The organism is Lentzea terrae (assembly GCF_003265345.1).
GTDB classification, from domain to species: Bacteria; Actinomycetota; Actinomycetes; order Mycobacteriales; family Pseudonocardiaceae; genus Lentzea; species Lentzea terrae.
This window is the reverse complement of record NZ_QFWW01000006.1, coordinates 128,576-146,924: the sequence shown is the minus strand read 5'-3', so window position 1 is coordinate 146,924 and position 18,349 is coordinate 128,576. Positions and strand designations below refer to the sequence as shown.

Here is an 18,349-nt window from a genome sequence, read left to right as displayed (position 1 = left end):
GATCACGGCGCGCACTCCTGATTCTTCCCGTGCAGAAACCTCGCCAGCTCATCGACCGCGAAGCCCTCCATGGCCCCTTCGACGTGGGCAGGATCGACGGTGAGCAGCACCCGCTGCGCGACGCTGTAGGCGCGGCGGGCCGACGACCGCTCCCCGGCGGCCTCCAGGGCGAGCCCCAGGTGGACGTGGGCCATCACGTCGTCAGGAGTCAGATAGGCCCACTTCCTGAATTCGACGACAGCGGAGCCGCAGTCGCCCGCGCTCAGCGCCTCCTGTCCCACCCTGGCCGCCAGCGCGGCCTGTTCGGCGTGGTCCGGTGGTGCAGGTGGCACGGGCGGTGCCTCGTGGGCAGGAGCGCGCGCGGTCACCTTTCTCACGGTTGACTGCCGGCGTCCCTGCGCCGTCCTGGCGGTCACCGGGGGACGAGCCGGCGACCTGGCTTCGGGGACGTGGGCCTCGCGGGTGCGGTGTACGAAACCCTCGTCGATCCTGATCGCCTCGTAGCGGTTGGTGACCTGCCAGATCGTCTCCGTCGAGCTCAGGAACAGCCACAGCTTGCGCGGCATGGCGTCGGCCAGCCGGTCGAGGAAGACCTTCGCGTGGTGTGGCGAGAAGTAGATGAGCACGTTGCGGCAGAAGACCAGCTGGCAGGACTTGACGCGATCCGGTATCGGGTCGAGGAGGTTGTGGCGGAAGACGGTGACGCGGTCCCTGATCGCCCGCTCGACCTCCCAGCGCGACCCGCTCCTGATCATGTACCGGGCGATGCGCTGGGACGACAGTCCGGTCAGCTCGCGCGGCTCGTACCTGGCCTCGGCCGTGCGCTGCACCGCCGAGGTGGACAGGTCCGTCGCGATCACCGAACCGTCCACACCGGACTCGTCGAGGAGCATGGCGAGGCTGTACGGCTCCTGCCCGTTGGAGCACGCCGCGCTCCAGACCCGCACCGGAGGGCGCAGGGTGGGCAGGATGTCGCGGGCGAGGATGTCGAACTGCTCGGGGTGGCGGAAGAAGGCTGTCTCCTGGACCGTGATCCGGTTCACCAGGCTCTGCATCACCGGACTGCCCGGCAGGAGTGCCGCCGGGTAGCCCTCGACGTCGAGACCGTGTGCGGCGGCCTCGTCCCGCACGGCCCGCCGGAGCCTGCTGTACAGCGCGGACTCGCACCGCAGACCGATGTGCAGGTGCAACAGCTCCGCGACCCGGTCCACCACAGCGCCGAGCGCAGCGTCGTCGTTCATGGCCTGGCCTTGCGGGTGGCGGTGAGGATGGCGTCGGCGATCTCGTGGATGGGCAGCAGCCGGGTCACCGCCCCGATGCGCAGGGCGGCCTGCGGCATGCCGAACACGGCCGACGTGGACTCGTCCTGCGCGAACGTCTGGCCGCCCCGCTCACGCATCGTCAGCAGCCCGCGGGCGCCGTCGTCGCCGATCCCGGTCAGCAGCACTCCGATGGAACCTGCGCCGGCCTGCTCCGCCACGGACGTGAACAGCTCGTCCACCGACGGCTGGTGGGTGGCCGGGGGAGAGGCGGCGAGCTCGAGCCGCCGATCGGCGGCCAGCCGCAGGTGGACACCGCCGGGAGCGAAGTACACCTGGCCGGGCCGTGCGGTGTCGCCGTGCTCCGCGAGGGTGACGGGCAGGGCCGACACCCGGCCCATCCAGTCGACGAGTCCGCCGGTGAACTCGGGATGCAGGTGCTGGACGACGAGAACGGGGGCGTCGAGATCGCCGAGCCCGCCCAGGAGCGTGGCCAGCGCGCTCGGGCCGCCGGTGGACGCGCCCACGGCCACGACCGGAGGCCGCGTGCGCGCAGGTGGCTCGCCACGCGGGTTCAGCCCTCTGGGATGGCGCACCACGTGTGCGCCGCTGACCAACCGCACCGTCCGGCGCAGCTCTGCCGCGAACGGGGAGGTCCAGGTCCCGTTCGCGGGCAGGACGTCGATCGCGCCGGACATCAGCGCCCGCACCGCGGACGGCCCCCGGCGGCTCGTGGTGCCGTTCGCCACGACCAGGATGGGGGTCGGCGTGAACGCCATGATGTGCTCGATGGCGTCGTACCAGGCGCGGGTCTCCGCGTGGAGGGTGAGCACGACGACGTCGGGTCGCACTCCGGCGACGCCCTCCATCGCCTCGGCGGCCGTGGTCGCCTCGCCCACCACGGTGATGTCGCCCTCCTGCTGCAGCGCCAGCGTGAGCCGGCCGCGCTCGTCCGGTGCGTGCCCGACGATCATGGCCCGGACCGGGCCCGCCGGCCGCCTCACGGCGTGCCACCCAGCAGCCGGTTGACCGCGGTGAGCAGGCTGCCCTCGTCGAAGCCGCTCTTGAGGATGTAGCCGTCCGCACCCGCGTCGAGCCCCCGCTGCCGGTCGGAGTCACCCGCGCGCGAGGTGAGCATCAGCACCGGGACGTTGGCCAGCGCGGGTGTGCTCCTGATCGCCTCGGTCAGCGCGAACCCGTCCATGTTGGGCATCTCCACGTCGGTGAGCACGAGGTCGCAGGGTTGTTGCCGCAGGGAGGACAGTGCCTGGGCGCCGTCGCCGGCGACCCGGACCTCGTAGCCCGCGCGTTCGAGGATGCTGCGCTGGAGCTCTCTGACCGTCAGCGCGTCGTCCACCACCATCACCTGGTGCCGGCGCGCGCTGTGGCGGCCGGCCGGTGCGGGCGGCGCGTCCGTCGCGGCTGCCCGCCGGGCGCGGCGGATGAGCCCCGGCGGGTCGAGCACGACGAGGATCGACCCGTCCGGCTCGACGCCCGCGCCCGCCACGACCGGAAGGTGCGGCGCGGGCGGGCCGAGTCCTTTGAGGACGACGTCGCGCCTGCCCACCAGCCGGTCCACCTGGAACGCGTGGGAGTCGGCGGTGTCGCCCAGCACCACCACGGGCCCGTCGGAGGGGTCCTCCTGCGCCATCGCCAGCGTGTCCGCCAGCCGGGACACCCGCACCGGTCGCCGGTCCACCCACACCACGGGGCACCCTTCGGCACGAGTGACCGCCTCGGCGTCGTACCTGCGTGACGTGATCACCCGGTGGAACGGGATGGCGAACCGCTGACCGCCTGCCTCGACGAGCAGGCAGCGCAGCACCGCCAGCGTGATCGGCACGATGATCCGGAACTCGGTGCCGGCGCCGCGTTCGGACCGGACCTCCACCCGGCCGGAGGCGGCCTCGACGGCCGTGCGAACCGCGTCGAGCCCCACGCCGCGGCCGGAGATGTCGGTGACGAACGCGGCCGTGGACAGTCGTGAGCGGAAGATCAGCCCGCACAGGTCCTCGGCGCTCATGTGCTCGACGTCGACGCCCTGGCGGGTTGCCTGCTCCCGCACCCTCTCGGTGTCGATGCCCGCGCCGTCGTCGCTGACCGCGATGATCACCTCGGATCCGAGCTGCATGGCGTGCAGGCGGATCAGGCCCTGCCTCGGCTTGCCCTTGGCCTCACGCTCGGCCGCGGACTCGATCCCGTGGTCGACGGCGTTGCGGACCAAGTGCAGCAGCGCCTCGGTCAGCCGGTGCAGGACACCGCGGTCCAGTTCGGTGTCGGCGCCGCGGACCTCCCACCTGATGTCCTTGTTCCTGGCCCTGGCGACGTCACGAGCCGCGCGGTGCATCTGGTCGGTCATCGTGGACACCGGCACCATGCGAGTGCGCATCGTCCGGTCCTGGAGGTCGTTGAGCGACCGGGAGAGCTTGGTGTACTCGGCGCACGAGGCCGGGTCGATCCGGAAGCGCTCCTGCAGCATCCGGCCCACTCGCAGGTGGGCAGACGCCGACTCGCCGACGAGGCGGACCAACTCGTCCAGGCGTTCCATCGGCACCATCACCACGCCGTTGCCGTTGCTCTCGGTGCGCGGCGCGGGCGCCGCGTCGGGCGGCACGGGCTCCTCGGTGCGCTGGCCGGGCATGGTGTCCGCTACCGCGTCGGGGCTGGGCACGAGCGGCCCGACGCCCGCCTCGATCGCCGCGTTCAGCTCGTCGACACCGGTGAGCAGCCTGTCGATCGCCTCCGCGGTCGCCGCGGTCGCCGAGCCGCGCATCCCGTCGACGAGATCCTCCAGCTCGTGCGCGATCCTGCTGACGTCCTCGAACCCGGCGACGGCCGAGGAACCCTTCAGGGTGTGCAGCTCGCGGAAGACCGAGTCGACCAGCTCCTGGTCACCGCTCGCCTGTTCGAGCAGCAACAGCTGTTTCCCCAGGCGGGCCAGTCGGACGGCGGCCTCCTGCGCGAACAGCGCCCGCACCTGTCCCAGGTCGAGCCCGGCCATCAGGCCGACCCCGCGGACAGCCGGCGGTCCGGCGCCAGCAGCGCTGGCGGCTCGATCAGGACCGCGACGCGGTCCCCGATCCGGAACATGCCCGCGGTGCTGTGGTGCTCCGACCGGCCCGTGGGCTCGTCGAGCACGGCGCGGTGCGGAAACGCCGTCGCGGACAAGCCGGCGGGACCTTGCGGCCCCAGCAGCACCACCGTGAACGCCACGTCGTCGGTGGTGCCGATGCCGAGCAGCGCCGCCGTGTCGAACAGCGGCACGATCTCGCCGCGCAGGTTGAACAGTCCGAGGAACTCCGGTGGAGCGGTTGGCAGCGGCGTTATCTGCGGAGCGGTGAGCACCTCCCGCACCCACCGCACGGGCAGTGCGTAGAGCTCCTGACGCACGGGCAGCAGAACGGCCTGCACGATCGATCACCGGTGTCCGTTGCCGGAGTGGAGCAGGCTGCCGGCGTCCCTCACGCCGCCGGACGCGACCTTGGCGCCTTCGTGCAGGCTGCCGGCGAGTTCGGCGAGGTTGCCCGCGGCGGAGGCGATCTGCTGCGCGGTCGCCGAGACCTGCCTGCTGGCGTCGGAGAGCTGGCTCATGGTCTCGACCACCTGGGCTGTCGCGCTGCGCTGCTGCTGAGTGGTGAGGCGCACCTGCCCGTACGCCTCGGCCACGGCGTCGAGCAGTTCGAGGCCCTGGCCCAGCTGCTTGGCGCCCGTCTCCATCGCCATGACGGTTGCGTTGGTCTCGCTCTGGATCGCCGAGACGATCGAGGCGATGTCGCTCGCGGAGGTCTTGGAGCGTTCGGCGAGCCTGCGAACCTCCTCGGCCACCACGGCGAAGCCGAGGCCGTGATCGCCTGCCCTGGCCGCCTCGATGGCCGCGTTGAGCGCGAGGAGATTGGTCTGGTCGGCGATGTCGTTGATCAGCGTGAGCAGGCCGTCGATGTCGTTGACCCGTCCTGCCAGCGCGAGCGTTCGCTCACTGGACAGCCTGATGTCGTTCTCGGCCTGCTCGAGGTTGTCCCGCGTGTCCGAGGTCTGATGGGTGACGGCGTCGACCGTGTCGGCGATCACCGAGGCCGCGCGGGCCAGCTCCTCCGTGGTCGCCGTCGCCTCGGTGACCGCGACGCTCTGCTGGGTGGTGGTGGCTGCGAGCTGGTCCGAGGACGCGGACAACTCGGCGGCCGCCGAGTTCACGTCGAACCCTGCCGCCGTCGCCTGCCCGACCAGCTGCTCACACCTCGCCACCGTGGCGTTGAACGACTCCCCGAGCGTGACCAGCTCGACGGAACCAGCGGGTGTGACGCGGGTGGCGAGGTCGCCGTTCGCTGCGCGCCGGGCCGAGTCGGTGAGCCGGGCGATCGGCCGGGTCGACCGCCAGGCGAACAGGACCGAGATGACGGCGGCCACGAGTGCTCCGGCCCCCACGATGAGGATCGCCTGGTTGCGCAGCAGGGTCGTCGGCGCCAGCACGAGGTCGAGATCGTCCTGCGCGACCAGCACCCAGCCCAGGTCGTCGATCACGTCGTAGGCGCCGATGACCTGATGGCCGTGGGCGTCGGTGAAGGTGACCGAACCGGTGCCGGCTCCGGCGGCCTGCCGCGTGGCGGGGTTGTCGACCGTAGTCCGCAACGCACCCGCGGCCAGGAGCGCGGCGCCGTCCGTCGCGTCCTTCATCGTCGCGGAGTCGAAGATCAGCCGGCGCTGCGCGTCGACCACGGTGAACTCGCTGCCCTGCTGCACGTTGGGGTTGATCAGCAGCTTCGGCAGCGTCATGGGGGTGAGGTTGGCGGCCACGACGCCTCGTGGCCGCTCGTCGGCACCGAGGATCGGATAGGCGAAGATCCAGTCGATGCGACCGTCGCGCTCGGTGAACGAGGCCAGCGTGGGCTTGCCGGAGACGGCCGTGCGGAACCAGTCCGCGTTGCGGGCGGGCAGCGGCGTCCCGCTGCTGGAGGCCACGATGTTGCCGTCGAGGTCCAGCGTCTCCACCACCGTGAACTCCGGGGTCAGCTTGACCCGTTCGGCCAGCAGCGCGGTGATCACGGCGGCGGAGGTCTGGTCCGCTGCCTCAGCCGCGGTCACCGCCAGGTCGCGCTGCCGTTCGCGGAGCCAGTCGGAGAACCTCAGCGACGCGGCGCTGACGTTCTCGACCGCGTTCTGCTTGCTCGACTCGGTGAGGCTGTCGGCCGCTCTGATGGTGAGGAACGACGCCAGGGCCACCATCAGCGGCACCGACACCATCAGCATCGCCGCGGCGAGGCGGAATCCCAGCCTGCGGTGTGGCAAGCGCAGCCGACGCGTGATCTTCGTCGCCATGTCCCTGCCTTCTCGTGTGCCCGGTGAACAAACCGCAGGGGATTATCGCGATCCATCGATGAATGTCATCGAGATCGTGTCGAATGCTCTGTGTTCGTCGGCCAGAATATCAGCGCTTGCCCCGGAAAGATGGCCTTGTCCTGCGGCGATACCCGAACGTGTGATGGCTGGAAAGCATCCCCAATTTGCGGTATTCGGGCCGTCACGCTAGTCGGTGACCGCTATTTTGCGGCCGTTTCGCGGTTGTTGCTCCCAGTGATTGGCCGTCGGTTCTTTTCTCGCGACCGCGGCGGTGACCGGGAGGATCCGGTCACCGCCGCGACGTGCCTCAGTTCTCGTCGAGGAACTTCTGGGCCAGGGCCTCCCCCTGGGAGACGGCCTTGCCGTGGTCCTCGATCGGGGAAACCTTCGAGTTCTTGAAGTACAGGTAGTGGACGGGCCCGTCGGTGCCGCCGGTCTTCGGGTTCGGGTTGATGCCCAGGTTCACCGCCGCCGCGTAGGAGGCCTCGCCGATGATGTTCGAGGGTCCCGTGTCGCCGACGACGGTGTACTCCACGCGGTTGGTGAAGATGACCGCGACGACGCCACCGCCCTGGATGCCGTGCTTGCGGTAGTCCCACGTGCCGCTCGGCGACGGCACGACGGTGTAGGGCAGCTGGTCGGCGACCAGGTGGCGGCCCTTCGAGTCCTGGAACGCGGTCTCCGGTTGGAACCACGGGTCGGTGTTCTTGTTGCAGCGCGGTGTGGGCTGGCCATCGCAGTCGATGTCCATGTCGGCCCTGTACCAAACCGCGCCGTTCTTGCCGCAGACCGGAACGGTCTTGGCCGAGCCCGAGTCGGTGCTGTACTTGCCGTTCGAGATCTGCTGGCAGGCCGTCAGCTCGGCGAGCAGCTGGGCGGCGCTGGGGCCGGCGGCCTGGGCAACAGGGGAAGCCAGGACGGAGGCCACCAGCGCGGCCACGGCGAGAAGCCCTGGGGCGAGCTTGCGCATTGCCACCTCTTTCAACAGGGAACTTTCCTGACTGAAAGCGGCGGTGCCATCACTCTGCGCAACCTGAGTTGCGGGTGTCAAGGGTCTACGGCTTACGTCCCAGCAGTCCTATTAGTCGCGTTTGGTCGTCGGCGTCGTCGGCGACCGGCACCGGCGAGTCAAACATCGAAGTTTCGCCCCACTCCTCGATGTTCCGCTGGACATACGCCAGCACACTTGCGGCAAGCTCGGGATCAATCCGTTCGTCGGCACCGATCGAGCGTGCGAGATCCCATGCGTGGACAGCGAGATCCGTGGTCATCTGCCAGCAGTACTCGTCGGCCGGAATCGTCCCGGACGAGACGCTCACCGGCTTCGACAACGCCGACGGCTCCAGCCACGCCTCGCGCGCCGCCGCGGCCGCCACCACCCAGGACACCAGCGGGTCGTCGCCCAGGTTGTCGTGGTCGAACCTGTCCCCGACCTGGTCGACGGTGCAGCCGGCGAGCAGCTCAGGGGCCCAGAGCTGTTCGTAGACCAGGTGTCCGACGAGATCTCTGACGGACCACTCCCGGCACGGGGTGCCGAGCACCCACTGATCCGGTGCGATCGCCCGCACCCGTCGGTCGAACTCCGTCATCGCCAGTCCGTGCGCCTGGATCAAGTCCATCCCAGCAGTGCATCAAATCCCGCTCAATCGCGCACCCCGGCAGGAGATTTGGGCCACTCGGACGCAACCCCGATTTCAAACCGTACGAGCGTTCGGCGTAATGTGCACCGGATCCGCCGTGACAACGTTGACACGAGAGGACGATGACTGTGAGCGCACCCAGCGCCAGCATCTCCGCGCAGGACAAAGGCTTCTTCGGGCACCCCCGAGGCCTGTCCACGCTGTTCTTCACCGAGCTCTGGGAACGGTTCTCGTTCTACGGGATGAAGGCCATCCTCGGCCTCTACCTGTGGACGGCCGTGTCCGAGGGCGGTCTCGGCATCGACAAGGCGCTCGCGCTGTCCGTCGTCGCCATCTACGGCACCGCGGTCTACATGTCCGGTGTCGCGGGCGGGTGGCTCGCGGACCGCGTGTGGGGCGGCCAGCGCGCCACGTTCTACGGCGGCGTGCTCATCATGTGCGGCCACATCTCTCTCGCGCTGCCCATCGGCATCGCGGGCGTGTACCTGGGCCTGATCTTCATCGTCCTCGGCACGGGTCTGCTCAAGCCGAACATCTCGACCGTCGTCGGCGGCCTCTACGAGCAGCACGACACGCGTCGCGACGCCGGCTTCACGATCTTCTACATGGCGATCAACATCGGTGGCTTCGTGTCGCCGCTGATCACCGGTGCGCTCGCGGACGGCATCAGCTTCCACGCGGGCTTCGCGGTGGCCGCGGTCGGCATGGCGCTCGGCCTGGTCCAGTACCGGATCGGCCGCAAGTACCTGCGCGGTGCGGCGGCGGTGGCGCCGAACCCGTTGCCCGTCGCCGAAAAGGGCCGCATCTACGGCCTGATCGCTGCCATCGTCGTCGCGATCGGCGCGCTGGGCGTGGTGTCGTACCTGCTCGGTGGCGTCGAGGGCGTCATCCTGATGATCAGCATCATGTCGATCGTCCTGCCGATCACGTATTTCACGGTGATGTACCGCAGCAAGAAGACGCTGCCGGAGGAGAAGCCGCGCGTGCTCGCGTACATCCCGCTGTTCGTCGCGGCGGCGATGTTCTGGCTGATCTTCGAGCAGAGCGCGTCGGTCATCGCGGAGTTCGCCGACTCGCGCGTGGACAACCAGGTGTTCGGCTGGGCGTTCCCGGTCGCGTGGTTCCAGTCGATCAACCCGATCATGATCATCGTGCTGGCGCCGGTGTTCGCGTGGCTGTGGGTGAAGCTCGCCGACCGCGCGCCGTCGACGCCGCGCAAGTTCGCCGGTGCGCTGGTGCTCGTCGGGCTGTCGTTCGTGCTCATGTACTTCGCGAGCAACTCGGCGGCCGACGGCAAGGTCACGCCGCTCTGGCTGGTGCTGATGTTCCTGATCATGACCTGCGGTGAGCTCATGCTGTCGCCGGTCGGCCTGTCCGTCACGACGAAGCTGGCGCCCAGGGCGTTCGCGTCGCAGACGATGAGCCTGTGGTTCCTCGCGGTCTCGGCCGGCACCGGTGTGGCCGCGCAGCTCGTGAAGTTCTACACGACGAGCCCGTCGGCGTACTTCTTCACGCTGGGCGGCGCGGCCGTGGTGCTCGGTGTCGCGCTGGCGGTGGCGGCTCCGGCGATCCGCAAGCTCATGGCGGGCGTCGAGTAAGTCGCTTGAGAAAGGGCGAGAGGGAGGCCCGTCGCGGCGGCGGTGCGGCGGGTCTCCCTCTCTGCCTTCAAGGATGCACTACGGAGATGTGTCATTGGGGCACGAACATTGCTCCACGCGGGTGAAGTCGAGCACGTGCAGCGACGAATTTCGCCCCACGTCAGCTCTAGTTCACCGCCAGTGATCGTTTGGTTTCGTTCGCTCGCACCGGAAGTCGCAACGCGCCGCGGATCAGCTTCGACCTCCTGCGCGCCACCGGTCCGTCCGGCGCGAGGTTCGGGAACCGCTTGAACAGCTCGTGCAACGCGATGGCGCCCTCGATGCGGCTGAGCCCCGCGCCGATGCAGTAGTGGATGCCCGCGCTGAACGACAGGTGCTCGCGCGCGTTGGACCGCGTCGGGTCGAACTTCAGCGGGTCGGAGAACACCCGCGGGTCCCGGTTGGCCGCCGCCAGCATCAGCATCACCGGCATGCCCTTGGGGAGGCTGACGCCGGCCAGTTCGAGGCGCTCCTTCGGCCAGCGGATCGTGTACTGCACGGGCGGGTCGAGCCGCAGCACCTCCTCGACGAACCCCTCGGCGTACTCGGGACTTTGCGCGAGCGGCGCGACGGTGTGCGGGTTCTCGAACGCCTTCAGCACGCCGTTGCTGATCAGGTTCACCGTCGTCTCGAACCCGGCGAACAGCAACAACCCGGTCGTGGCAACGAGATCCTCGCGGCTGAGGTCGGCGTGCTGGGTCAGCAGGTGGCTGACGATGTCGTCCTTCGGGTCGCGGCGCCGTTCGTCCATCAGCACGTCGATGAAGTCGTTGTACTCGATGATCGTGCTGTGCAGGTTCTTCAGCTGCTTGTGCGACCACACGCCGTCGAGCGTCTCGGCGAGCGCGCTGCCCCAGCGGGCGAAGATCTCCTTCTGGTCGTCCGGCACGCCCAACAGGTCGGCGATCACCTGGATCGGCACCTGCGACGCGAACTCGCTGACGACGTCGAACCGGCCGTCCAGGCGGTCGAGGTACTGCATCACGATCTTCTGGATGGACTCGGTGCGGTCCTTCAACGCTCGCGGCGTGAAGAACGGCTGCACGAGCTTGCGCAACCTGGTGTGGTTGGGCGGGTTCATCATCAGGAACGAGTCCTGCACCGGGTTGACGATCTTCTCGCCGTTTTTGACCAGCGTGATCGGCACCATCGACGCCTCGTCGAACGTCATCGTGAGGAACCGGCTGTCGCGCAGCACCGAGTCGCAGATCTCGCGCGACGGCGTGACGTAGGCACCCATCCTGCTGCGGACCATGTCGCCCTTGGCGCGCACCTTCTCGTACATGGCGTACGGATCGCGGTCCGGCGGGGAGGCGATCACGCCGGCGTACGGGTCACCAATGAGCGCGTAGCCGCGGACGAGGGTGCGCACTGCGAAGAACTGGGCGGCGGTCTTCAGCGTGGACATGAGTCCACCTTGAGGTTTAAGTGAAGAACCTTCAAGAGTTGCGGCGGTGGCGGCGCACGGTTTCTTCGACGAGATCGAGGACCGGTTCCATGTCGTCCGCCGGAAGTCCCATGGCCAGATGCGAGACGAGGCCTTCCAGGACGAGCTCGAGGAAGCTCGTCAGGACGGAGACGTCGACGTCGTCGCGGAGGTTGCCGGCTTCCCGCTGGCGGATGAGGCGCTGGCGGGTGGCCGCGGTCAGTTGTTCTGATCGCTCGGCCCAGCGCGCGCGGAAATCGGGGTCCGTGCGGAGCCTGCGGGAGACTTCGAGGCGCGTGCCCAACCAGTCCGCCGCGTGCTCTTCGTCCCTTTTCTCCGGTTCGTCCAGCAGATCGCGCATGACCTGGACGAGGCCCTGTTCGGCCACCACGTCGGCCATGCGCAGGGCGTCGTCCTCGGCCAGCGCGAGGAAGAGCGACTCCTTGTCGCGGAAGTGGTGGAAGATCGCACCACGGGAGAGTCCCGTCGCCTCTTCCAGACGGCGTACCGTGGCACCCTCGTAGCCGTGGCGCGCGAAGCAGGCACGCGCACCGTCGAGGATCTGACGGCGGCGGGCGTCGAGGTGGTCCTGGCTCACCCTGGGCACCGGTAGATGGTCGCAGGGCAGGGGCGGGAAATCCAATCCGTACGTACGGATTGGACACGTCCATCGGTGTGATCTTCTTGGGTGATCCTTTCGTGTGGATCATCGGCCGGGCCTGCGTGGACGTTTCTCCCGGCACCAATATCCTCTGCCGCCATGGAGACGCGGGAGATCATCAAGCTGTCGGCGCTCGCTGAGCGCCTCGGGTGGCAGCGGCGTGAGTCCACAGGCGTCCACGTGGTCGATCTGCTGCTCAGTCGGACGGTCTCGGACCTCATCGCCGCACTGGCGGAGAACCGGGACAGGTAACGGCCGGGGTCACTAGCTGGGGTAAGCGCTTTCCCGCACGTCGCGCAAGGGTTGACAGCGCTTGTCACGCGGTGGTGTGATCTGCGCGACAGATAGGAAACTTTCTATCCCAAAAACTGAATCCGCCGCCGCATGGAGTGATCCCCCTACCCGTCTTGTGGGAGGCACAACAGTGGCACCGAGCAGAGGCCGGGCGTTACGCGCGTTCGGCACGGTGGGTGTTGCGTTCGCGACAACCATCGCAGTGATGTCGGTACCTGAGGCCGCTTCCGCGGCGCCGGTCAGGTACGAAGCGGAGAGCGCGACGATCTCCCAGGGCGTGGTGGAGTCGAACCACGCCGGCTTCTCCGGATCAGGTTTCGTCAACTTCGACAACGTGGCCGGGAGCGCCGTCGAGTTCTCGGTGAACGCGACGAAGGCGGGTCAGGCGAAGCTGGTCTTCCGCTATGCCAACGGAACCACGACCGACCGCCCGGTCGACGTGAACGTCAACGGCAGCCTCGCGGTCGACGAGCGCACGTTCGCGGGCACCGGCACGTGGACGGCGTGGACCTCCGTCGAGAACACGGTCAACCTGAACGCGGGCGCGAACACGATCCGGCTGACGGCCACCGGTGCCACGGGCGGCCCGAACCTCGACTACATCGAGGTCGAGGAGATCGCCAGTGTTCCCGCCTTGGAGCAGGAGGCGGAGAGCGCGACGATCTCGCAGGGCGTCGTCGAGTCCAACCACGCGGGCTTCTCCGGCACGGGCTTCGTCAACTACAACAACGTGAGCGGCTCGTACGTCGAGTACACGATCACGGCGGACCAGGGCGGCGAGCACGACCTGACCTTCCGCTACGCCAACGGAACGACGACCGACCGCCCGGTTTCGGTGACCGTGGACGGCGCCGGCGCGCAGACCGTGTCGTTCCCCGGCACCGGCGCGTGGACGACGTGGCAGACGCGCACCGCGAAGGTGACGCTGAAGGCCGGTCCGAACAAGATCCGCGCGACCGCGACGACCGCGAACGGTGGCCCGAACGCGGACAAGTTGACCGCCGTGCTGGTCGGCCCGCCGGACAACGAGTCGCCGACGCCGCCGAAGAACCTGCAGTTCGTGTCCTCGACGCAGAACTCCGTGTCGCTGAAGTGGGAAGCGGCCACGGACAACGTCGGCGTCACCGGCTACGACATCTACCAGCACGGCCAGCACATGGCGAGCGTCGGCAACGTGCTCCAGGCGACCGTGACCGGCCTGCAGCCCGACACCGAGTACGACTGGACCGTCATCGCGAAGGACGCGGCCGGCAACGTCTCGCAGGCCTCCAACAACGTGCCCGGCCGCACCCAGCCCGCGCCGCCGGACACCGAGGCGCCGACGGTGCCCGGCAACCTGCGGTCGACCGGCAAGACCGCGACTTCCGTCGACATCGCCTGGAACGCCTCCACGGACAACGTGGGCGTCACCGGGTACGACATCTACGTCAACGGTGCGGTCAAGCAGACCGCCGACGGCAACGCCACCTCGGCGACCGTGGCCGGGCTGACCGCCGGTACCGAGTACGCGTTCCGGGTGCTCGCCAAGGACGCCAAGAACAACCAGTCCGGTTTGTCCAACGAGATCAAGGTGACTCCGGCCGCCGGTGGGCCGACCGGCACGCCCGACCCCGGTGCGGTGTCCACGATCGCGTCCGGTGTCGACGTCGCGTGGGGCGTGGTGTTCCTGCCGGACGGTTCGGCGTTGTTCAGCGAGCGCAACACGTTCAACATCTACCGGCTGACCAAGAGCGGGCAGAAGACGCTGGCCGGCAAGATCAGCCAGGCGGTCGGCACGAACGGTGAGGGCGGCCTGCTCGGCCTCGAAGTGTCGCCTTCTTTTGCGACGGATCACTGGGTGTACGTCTACCACACGGCGGCCGAGGGCAACCGCGTCATCCGGATCAAGTACGAGAACGGCGCACTCGTGCAGAGCTCGTACCAGATCCTGTTGCAGGGCCTCGCGAAGAACCGCTTCCACAACGGTGGCCGGCTGCGGTACGGCCCGGTGGACGGCAAGCTGTACGTGTCCGTCGGCGACGCGCAGAACAAGGAAAGCCACCCGCAGAACAACAACTCGCTCAACGGCAAGATCCTGCGGATCAACCTCGACGGCTCGATCCCGTCGGACAACCCGTTCGGCAACGCCGTCTGGTCGAAGGGCCACCGCAACCCGCAGGGCCTCGACTTCGACTCGAAGGGCCGGCTGTGGGCGGCCGAGTTCGGCGACTCCACGCAGGACGAGGTCAACCTGATCACCAAGGGCGGCAACTACGGCTACCCGCACTGCGAAGGCACCTCGGGCAACTGCGCCGGCTACATCGCGCCGAAGAAGACCTGGTCGACGTCGCAGGCCTCGCCGTCGGGCATCACCATCATCAACGACCACATCTTCGTGGCCACGACGGTGGGTCAGCGCGTCTACCGCCTGCGGATCGACGCGAACGACGCGTTGGTGGACCAGAAGGTGTACTTCCAGAGCACCTACAACCGCCTGCGCACGGTCGAGGTCGACCACGACGGCGACATCTGGCTGACCACGTCGACGGACAAGGACGGCACCGCGAACAACGACCGCGTCCTGCTGATCGACATCCAGTACTCGGGCGGCGGTGGCGGCGGCTTCAAGCTGACGTCCTCGGCGTTCGCGGACGACGCGATGATCCCCGCCAAGTACACCTGCGCCGGTGACGGCACAGCGGGTCAGGACCCGTCGCCGCCGTTCGCATGGGGTGCGTCCACCGGTGCACAGGCGTACGCCATCGTTTTCGCGGACCGCGTGAACAACGGCAACAAGCTGCATTGGGCGATCTGGGACATTCCGGCTGCCACCTCTTCGTTGCCGGAGAATCTCGGAGCCGGCTTCAACGTTCCCGGCCAGGGCGGGGCGAAGCAGAAGGCGATGGGCTCGGGTGCGAATTCGCAGAAGTACTTCGGGCCGTGTCCCGGTGGCTCCACCAACCCGTACACGTTCACTTTGTACGCGTTGAACACAGCGACGGTGCCGGGAATCACTTCGTCGTCCACGATGGCGCAGATCGAAACGGCCATCAAGAACGCGTCCACGGCGAACACCGTGTTGCGCGGACGTTCGAACGCTCGTACCTGATTTCGTTGTGATGGGCGGGGCCTCCGGTTTTCGGAGGCCCCGCTCTTTCACTTCTTGGGCAGGGTGATCGCCCAGCTCTGCAGCGTGCCGACGTCACCTTCCGCGCGGTCGCGGACCAGGAGCTGCCACGTGCCGTTCTTGGTTTCGGCCGAGAGGTCGACGGTGTAGTACGGCTGGAACTTGGTGCCCGTGCCGTGCGCCTTCAGCAGGTACGACTTGCCGCTCGGGCCGACGAGCTCGATCCGCACGTCGCTCTGCGCGGTGTGCGTGATCGTCACCTCGACCTTCGTTTTTGTCGGCGCGTTGCCCTCGCAGCCCGCGTACCGGATTGCGGTGCCGACGTACTCGCCCGCGTCGGGGATGTCGATGTCGACGTCGTTGACCTTGCGGCCGCAACCAGGTGCGGGCGCCGGCGGGGTGATGCCGTGGTCGGTGAAGAGCAGCTTGTTCGGCGAGTCGGGGCCGGGGTTGGTGACCTTGTCCGGCGTCGCGGTCTCGGTGAGCGCTTTGGCGACTTGCCCTGGTGTCGCTCGGGGGTTCTTGGCCAGGTACAGCGCGGCGGCACCGGCGACGTGCGGCGAGGCCATCGACGTGCCGGACGCGGTCTGCGTGGCGGTGTCGCTCGTGTTGAAGGCGGACAGGATGCCGGAGCCCGGCGCGAAGACGTCGACGCACCTGCCCCAGTTGGAGAACGCTGACCGGCTGTCGTCGCGGTTCGTGGCGCCGACGGTGATCGCGTTCGGCGCGCTGGCGGGGGAGTGACCGCAGGCGTCCTGGTTGGAGTTGCCCGCGGCGATGGCGTACGTGATGCCGGACGCGACCGACCGCTCGACTGCCGCGTCGAGCACCGCGTCCGGTCCACCGCCCAGCGACATGTTGGCGACGGCGGGCTTGACCGCGTTCTTCGTGACCCAGTCGACGCCCGCGACGACGGATTCCGTGGTGCCACTGCCCTTGCAGTTCAGCACGCGGACGCCGTGCAGCTTGACCTTCTTGGCGACGCCGTACCTGTCGCCGCCGACCGTGCCCGCGACGTGCGTGCCGTGGCCGTGGCAGTCCTGCGCCTCGGTGTCGTTGTCGATCGAGTCGAACCCGTTGCCGACCCTGCCCTCGTACGTCTGGTGCGTGGCCCGGATGCCGGTGTCGATCACGTACGCGTGCACGTCTTTGGCGTCGGTCGAGTAGAAGTAGGTCTGGTCGAGCGGCACGCTGCGCTGGTCGATCCGGTCGAGGCCCCAGGTCGGCACGTTGGTCTGCTCGTCGCTGATGACGTGTGTTTGGTTGCGCTGGACCATCGCGACGTTCGGGTCCTTCGCGAGTTGCGCGGCTTTCTGCGCAGTCATCGTCGCGGAGAATCCGTTGAGCGCCGATGAATATGTGTGACGAACGCTCACATCGTATTGAGATGTCACGCTGGTGGTGAGGATGTGCTCCCTGAGGACCACGATGAAGGTGTCTTCGGCGGCTTGCGCAGGCGTGCTGACACACGTTAGTCCTGCGGCCGCGACGAGTCCGATCCGGAATTTCCGCATTGTTCTCCCTTGTGAACGCGTCTCAAAAGCTGCGGCTCACGCGGCGGATACGCGAACTCATTGCGGAGCGTAGTACAGGAATGCACACCCGCCGTATTGCATCGGTCAGCTATCTGTGGTCGGATGGCTCTTGTCAGAAACCTCCGCCGCCCGTTCAACTGGAGGTTCTTTCGTGCGTAAATTCTTCGCGGCCGCTCTCTCGTTGGCCGCTTTGGCCGTGGCGGCTCCTGCGGTCGCTGCTCCGGCGCCGCTGGCCCTGACCAGCACGGCCTACAAGAACAACGGCAACATCCCGGACAAGTACTCGTGCGCGTTCGACCACAAGGCCGGCAACGACATCTCGCCGCCGCTCGCGTGGACCGGCGGCGACGTTCCCGCCCAGTCCTACGCGCTGTTGTTCATCGACACCGCGAACGGCGGGAAGCACTGGGCGGCCTGGGACATCCCGGCTGCGGTCACCTCACTGCCCGAGGGTCTGAAGAAGGGCTACGACCTCGTCGAGCCCGAGCTCAAGGGCGCCCACCAGCGCGCCATGGGCAACGCTTCGGTGAACGAGCAGTTCTTCGGCCCGTGCCCGCGCTCGAAGCACAAGTACGAGTTCACGCTCTACGCCCTGAAGGTGAAGAACCTGCCGGGGATCAACAAGAACTCGAAGGTGGCCGATGTGGAGGCCGCGGCCAGGAAGGCGGCGGTCGGTCAGGCCAAGCTGGTCGGATTCTCGACGGCGAAGCCCTAGTTCCACATGTGGTGTCGGCCGTCGGGTGTGACGGTGAGGCGGTCCGGGTTCCGAGCCGGACCGCCTCGGCGCAGGAACGGTCCCTCGAGCCGATCGGCGTGCCGGGTGAGCAGCACGAGGTCGCCCGGCTCGAGGTCGACGAGCGCGAGACCTCCTTCGCGCAACTGTTCCGCCCAGGCCCACGGAACGGTCGGCACCGAGCACGTCCTGATGATGCGGTCGAACGGCGCGTGCAGGTCGTGTGTGAACACCTGGTTCGGACCGAGCCGGTGAGCCAGCAGCGCGGCCAGGTAGCCGCAGCCGCTCGCCAGCACCCGGTGTCCGGCGCGCACGTCGAGTGCTTCGAGCATCCGCACCAGGAGGCCGGGCTTGGCCGAAGAGGACAGCGTGACGGGATCGGTGACGAGCGGCTCGTTGCGGTACGCGGCAGCGAGCCAGCCGTCGTCCGCGGCGGTCGTCTCCGCCCAGCTGCCGTCCGGCCGTTGCACGTAGAACCGCGGCACGAACTCGTGCCGCGGAATCGTTTCGATGGCCTCGCGCCACGCCGAGTCGCGCAGGACGCCTTCTGCGGCAACAGCACCGGCCAGACCTTGCGCTCGTAAGCGCCACGTCACCATGAGTTCACGTTATGAGTTGGAGGTTTTCCAAGGAAGACACGTGTGTGCGCACGCGTGCGCACGAGCACGTCGTTGATCCGTAAGGATTTGCGGTCGCTCGAGGACGTGCAACTGTCAGACCCCGC

At 68.3% G+C, this 18,349-nt stretch carries 15 protein-coding genes; 4 read left to right on the top strand and 11 right to left on the bottom strand.

The features are described 5' to 3' along the window. Positions 1-2: 2 nt before the first annotated feature. The 7 genes from DI276_RS09715 to DI276_RS09685 form a co-directional block, all read right to left on the bottom strand. On the bottom strand, positions 3-1,241 hold the full coding sequence (locus DI276_RS09715; RefSeq protein WP_112262941.1) for a CheR family methyltransferase: 1,239 nt from the start codon (positions 1,239-1,241) through the stop codon (positions 3-5). Beyond that, positions 1,238-2,263 (bottom strand): chemotaxis protein CheB, encoded by a 1,026-nt coding sequence (locus tag DI276_RS09710; protein ID WP_157984605.1) that lies wholly within the window; start codon positions 2,261-2,263, stop codon positions 1,238-1,240. The genes DI276_RS09715 and DI276_RS09710 overlap by 4 nt, the downstream gene beginning before the upstream one ends. Continuing rightward, positions 2,260-4,260: a hybrid sensor histidine kinase/response regulator gene (locus DI276_RS09705; protein ID WP_112262939.1), complete on the bottom strand. Its 2,001-nt coding sequence runs from the start codon at positions 4,258-4,260 to the stop codon at positions 2,260-2,262. The genes DI276_RS09710 and DI276_RS09705 overlap by 4 nt, the downstream gene beginning before the upstream one ends. Next, positions 4,260-4,670, bottom strand: coding sequence for a chemotaxis protein CheW (locus DI276_RS09700; RefSeq protein WP_157984604.1), 411 nt, complete (start codon positions 4,668-4,670; stop codon positions 4,260-4,262). Before DI276_RS09700 ends, DI276_RS09705 begins: the two co-directional genes overlap by 1 nt. A 6-nt stretch (positions 4,671-4,676) precedes the next feature. Next, positions 4,677-6,572: a methyl-accepting chemotaxis protein gene (locus tag DI276_RS09695; protein WP_112262937.1), complete on the bottom strand. Its 1,896-nt coding sequence runs from the start codon at positions 6,570-6,572 to the stop codon at positions 4,677-4,679. Between the two features lie 328 nt (positions 6,573-6,900). Continuing rightward, positions 6,901-7,563, bottom strand: coding sequence for a glycoside hydrolase family 75 protein (locus DI276_RS09690; RefSeq protein WP_112262936.1), 663 nt, complete (start codon positions 7,561-7,563; stop codon positions 6,901-6,903). A gap of 85 nt (positions 7,564-7,648) precedes the next feature. Then, entirely contained in the window at positions 7,649-8,212 is a 564-nt protein-coding gene (locus DI276_RS09685; RefSeq protein WP_112262935.1) for a TIGR03086 family metal-binding protein, read from the bottom strand. A 143-nt stretch (positions 8,213-8,355) separates the two neighbouring features. Between DI276_RS09685 and DI276_RS09680 the strand changes: the two genes are divergently transcribed. Then, positions 8,356-9,831, top strand: coding sequence for a peptide MFS transporter (locus DI276_RS09680; RefSeq protein ID WP_112262934.1), 1,476 nt, complete (start codon positions 8,356-8,358; stop codon positions 9,829-9,831). Positions 9,832-9,997: 166 nt separating this feature from the next. Here the strand turns inward: DI276_RS09680 and DI276_RS09675 are convergent, their stop codons facing one another. Together DI276_RS09675 and DI276_RS09670 are read right to left on the bottom strand one after the other, a co-directional pair. Then, positions 9,998-11,278, bottom strand: a complete 1,281-nt coding sequence (locus tag DI276_RS09675) for a cytochrome P450 (protein ID WP_112262933.1) — start codon at positions 11,276-11,278, stop codon at positions 9,998-10,000. Positions 11,279-11,309: 31 nt separating this feature from the next. Then, positions 11,310-11,903 carry a TetR/AcrR family transcriptional regulator gene (locus DI276_RS09670; protein ID WP_112262932.1) on the bottom strand — a complete coding sequence of 198 codons (594 nt, stop codon included), beginning with the start codon at positions 11,901-11,903 and terminating at the stop codon, positions 11,310-11,312. Positions 11,904-12,056: 153 nt separating this feature from the next. Here DI276_RS09670 and DI276_RS49820 point away from each other — a divergent pair, with 153 nt between their 5' ends. Both DI276_RS49820 and DI276_RS09665 read left to right on the top strand, forming a co-directional pair. Beyond that, on the top strand, positions 12,057-12,209 hold the full coding sequence (locus DI276_RS49820) for a hypothetical protein (protein WP_157984603.1): 153 nt from the start codon (positions 12,057-12,059) through the stop codon (positions 12,207-12,209). A 247-nt stretch (positions 12,210-12,456) separates the two neighbouring features. After that, a complete protein-coding gene (locus DI276_RS09665) occupies positions 12,457-15,339 on the top strand; it encodes a PQQ-dependent sugar dehydrogenase (RefSeq protein WP_112263333.1) in 2,883 nt (960 codons plus the stop codon). A 47-nt stretch (positions 15,340-15,386) separates the two neighbouring features. Here DI276_RS09665 and DI276_RS09660 read toward each other — a convergent pair whose 3' ends face one another. Then, positions 15,387-16,871 (bottom strand): S8 family peptidase, encoded by a 1,485-nt coding sequence (locus tag DI276_RS09660; protein WP_112262931.1) that lies wholly within the window; start codon positions 16,869-16,871, stop codon positions 15,387-15,389. A 172-nt stretch (positions 16,872-17,043) separates the two neighbouring features. Between DI276_RS09660 and DI276_RS09655 the strand changes: the two genes are divergently transcribed. Next, positions 17,044-17,607, top strand: coding sequence for a YbhB/YbcL family Raf kinase inhibitor-like protein (locus DI276_RS09655; protein WP_198680540.1), 564 nt, complete (start codon positions 17,044-17,046; stop codon positions 17,605-17,607). Here DI276_RS09655 and DI276_RS09650 read toward each other — a convergent pair. Beyond that, positions 17,604-18,224, bottom strand: coding sequence for a methyltransferase domain-containing protein (locus tag DI276_RS09650; RefSeq protein WP_112262929.1), 621 nt, complete (start codon positions 18,222-18,224; stop codon positions 17,604-17,606). The genes DI276_RS09655 and DI276_RS09650 overlap by 4 nt on opposite strands. Positions 18,225-18,349 lie beyond the last annotated feature (125 nt).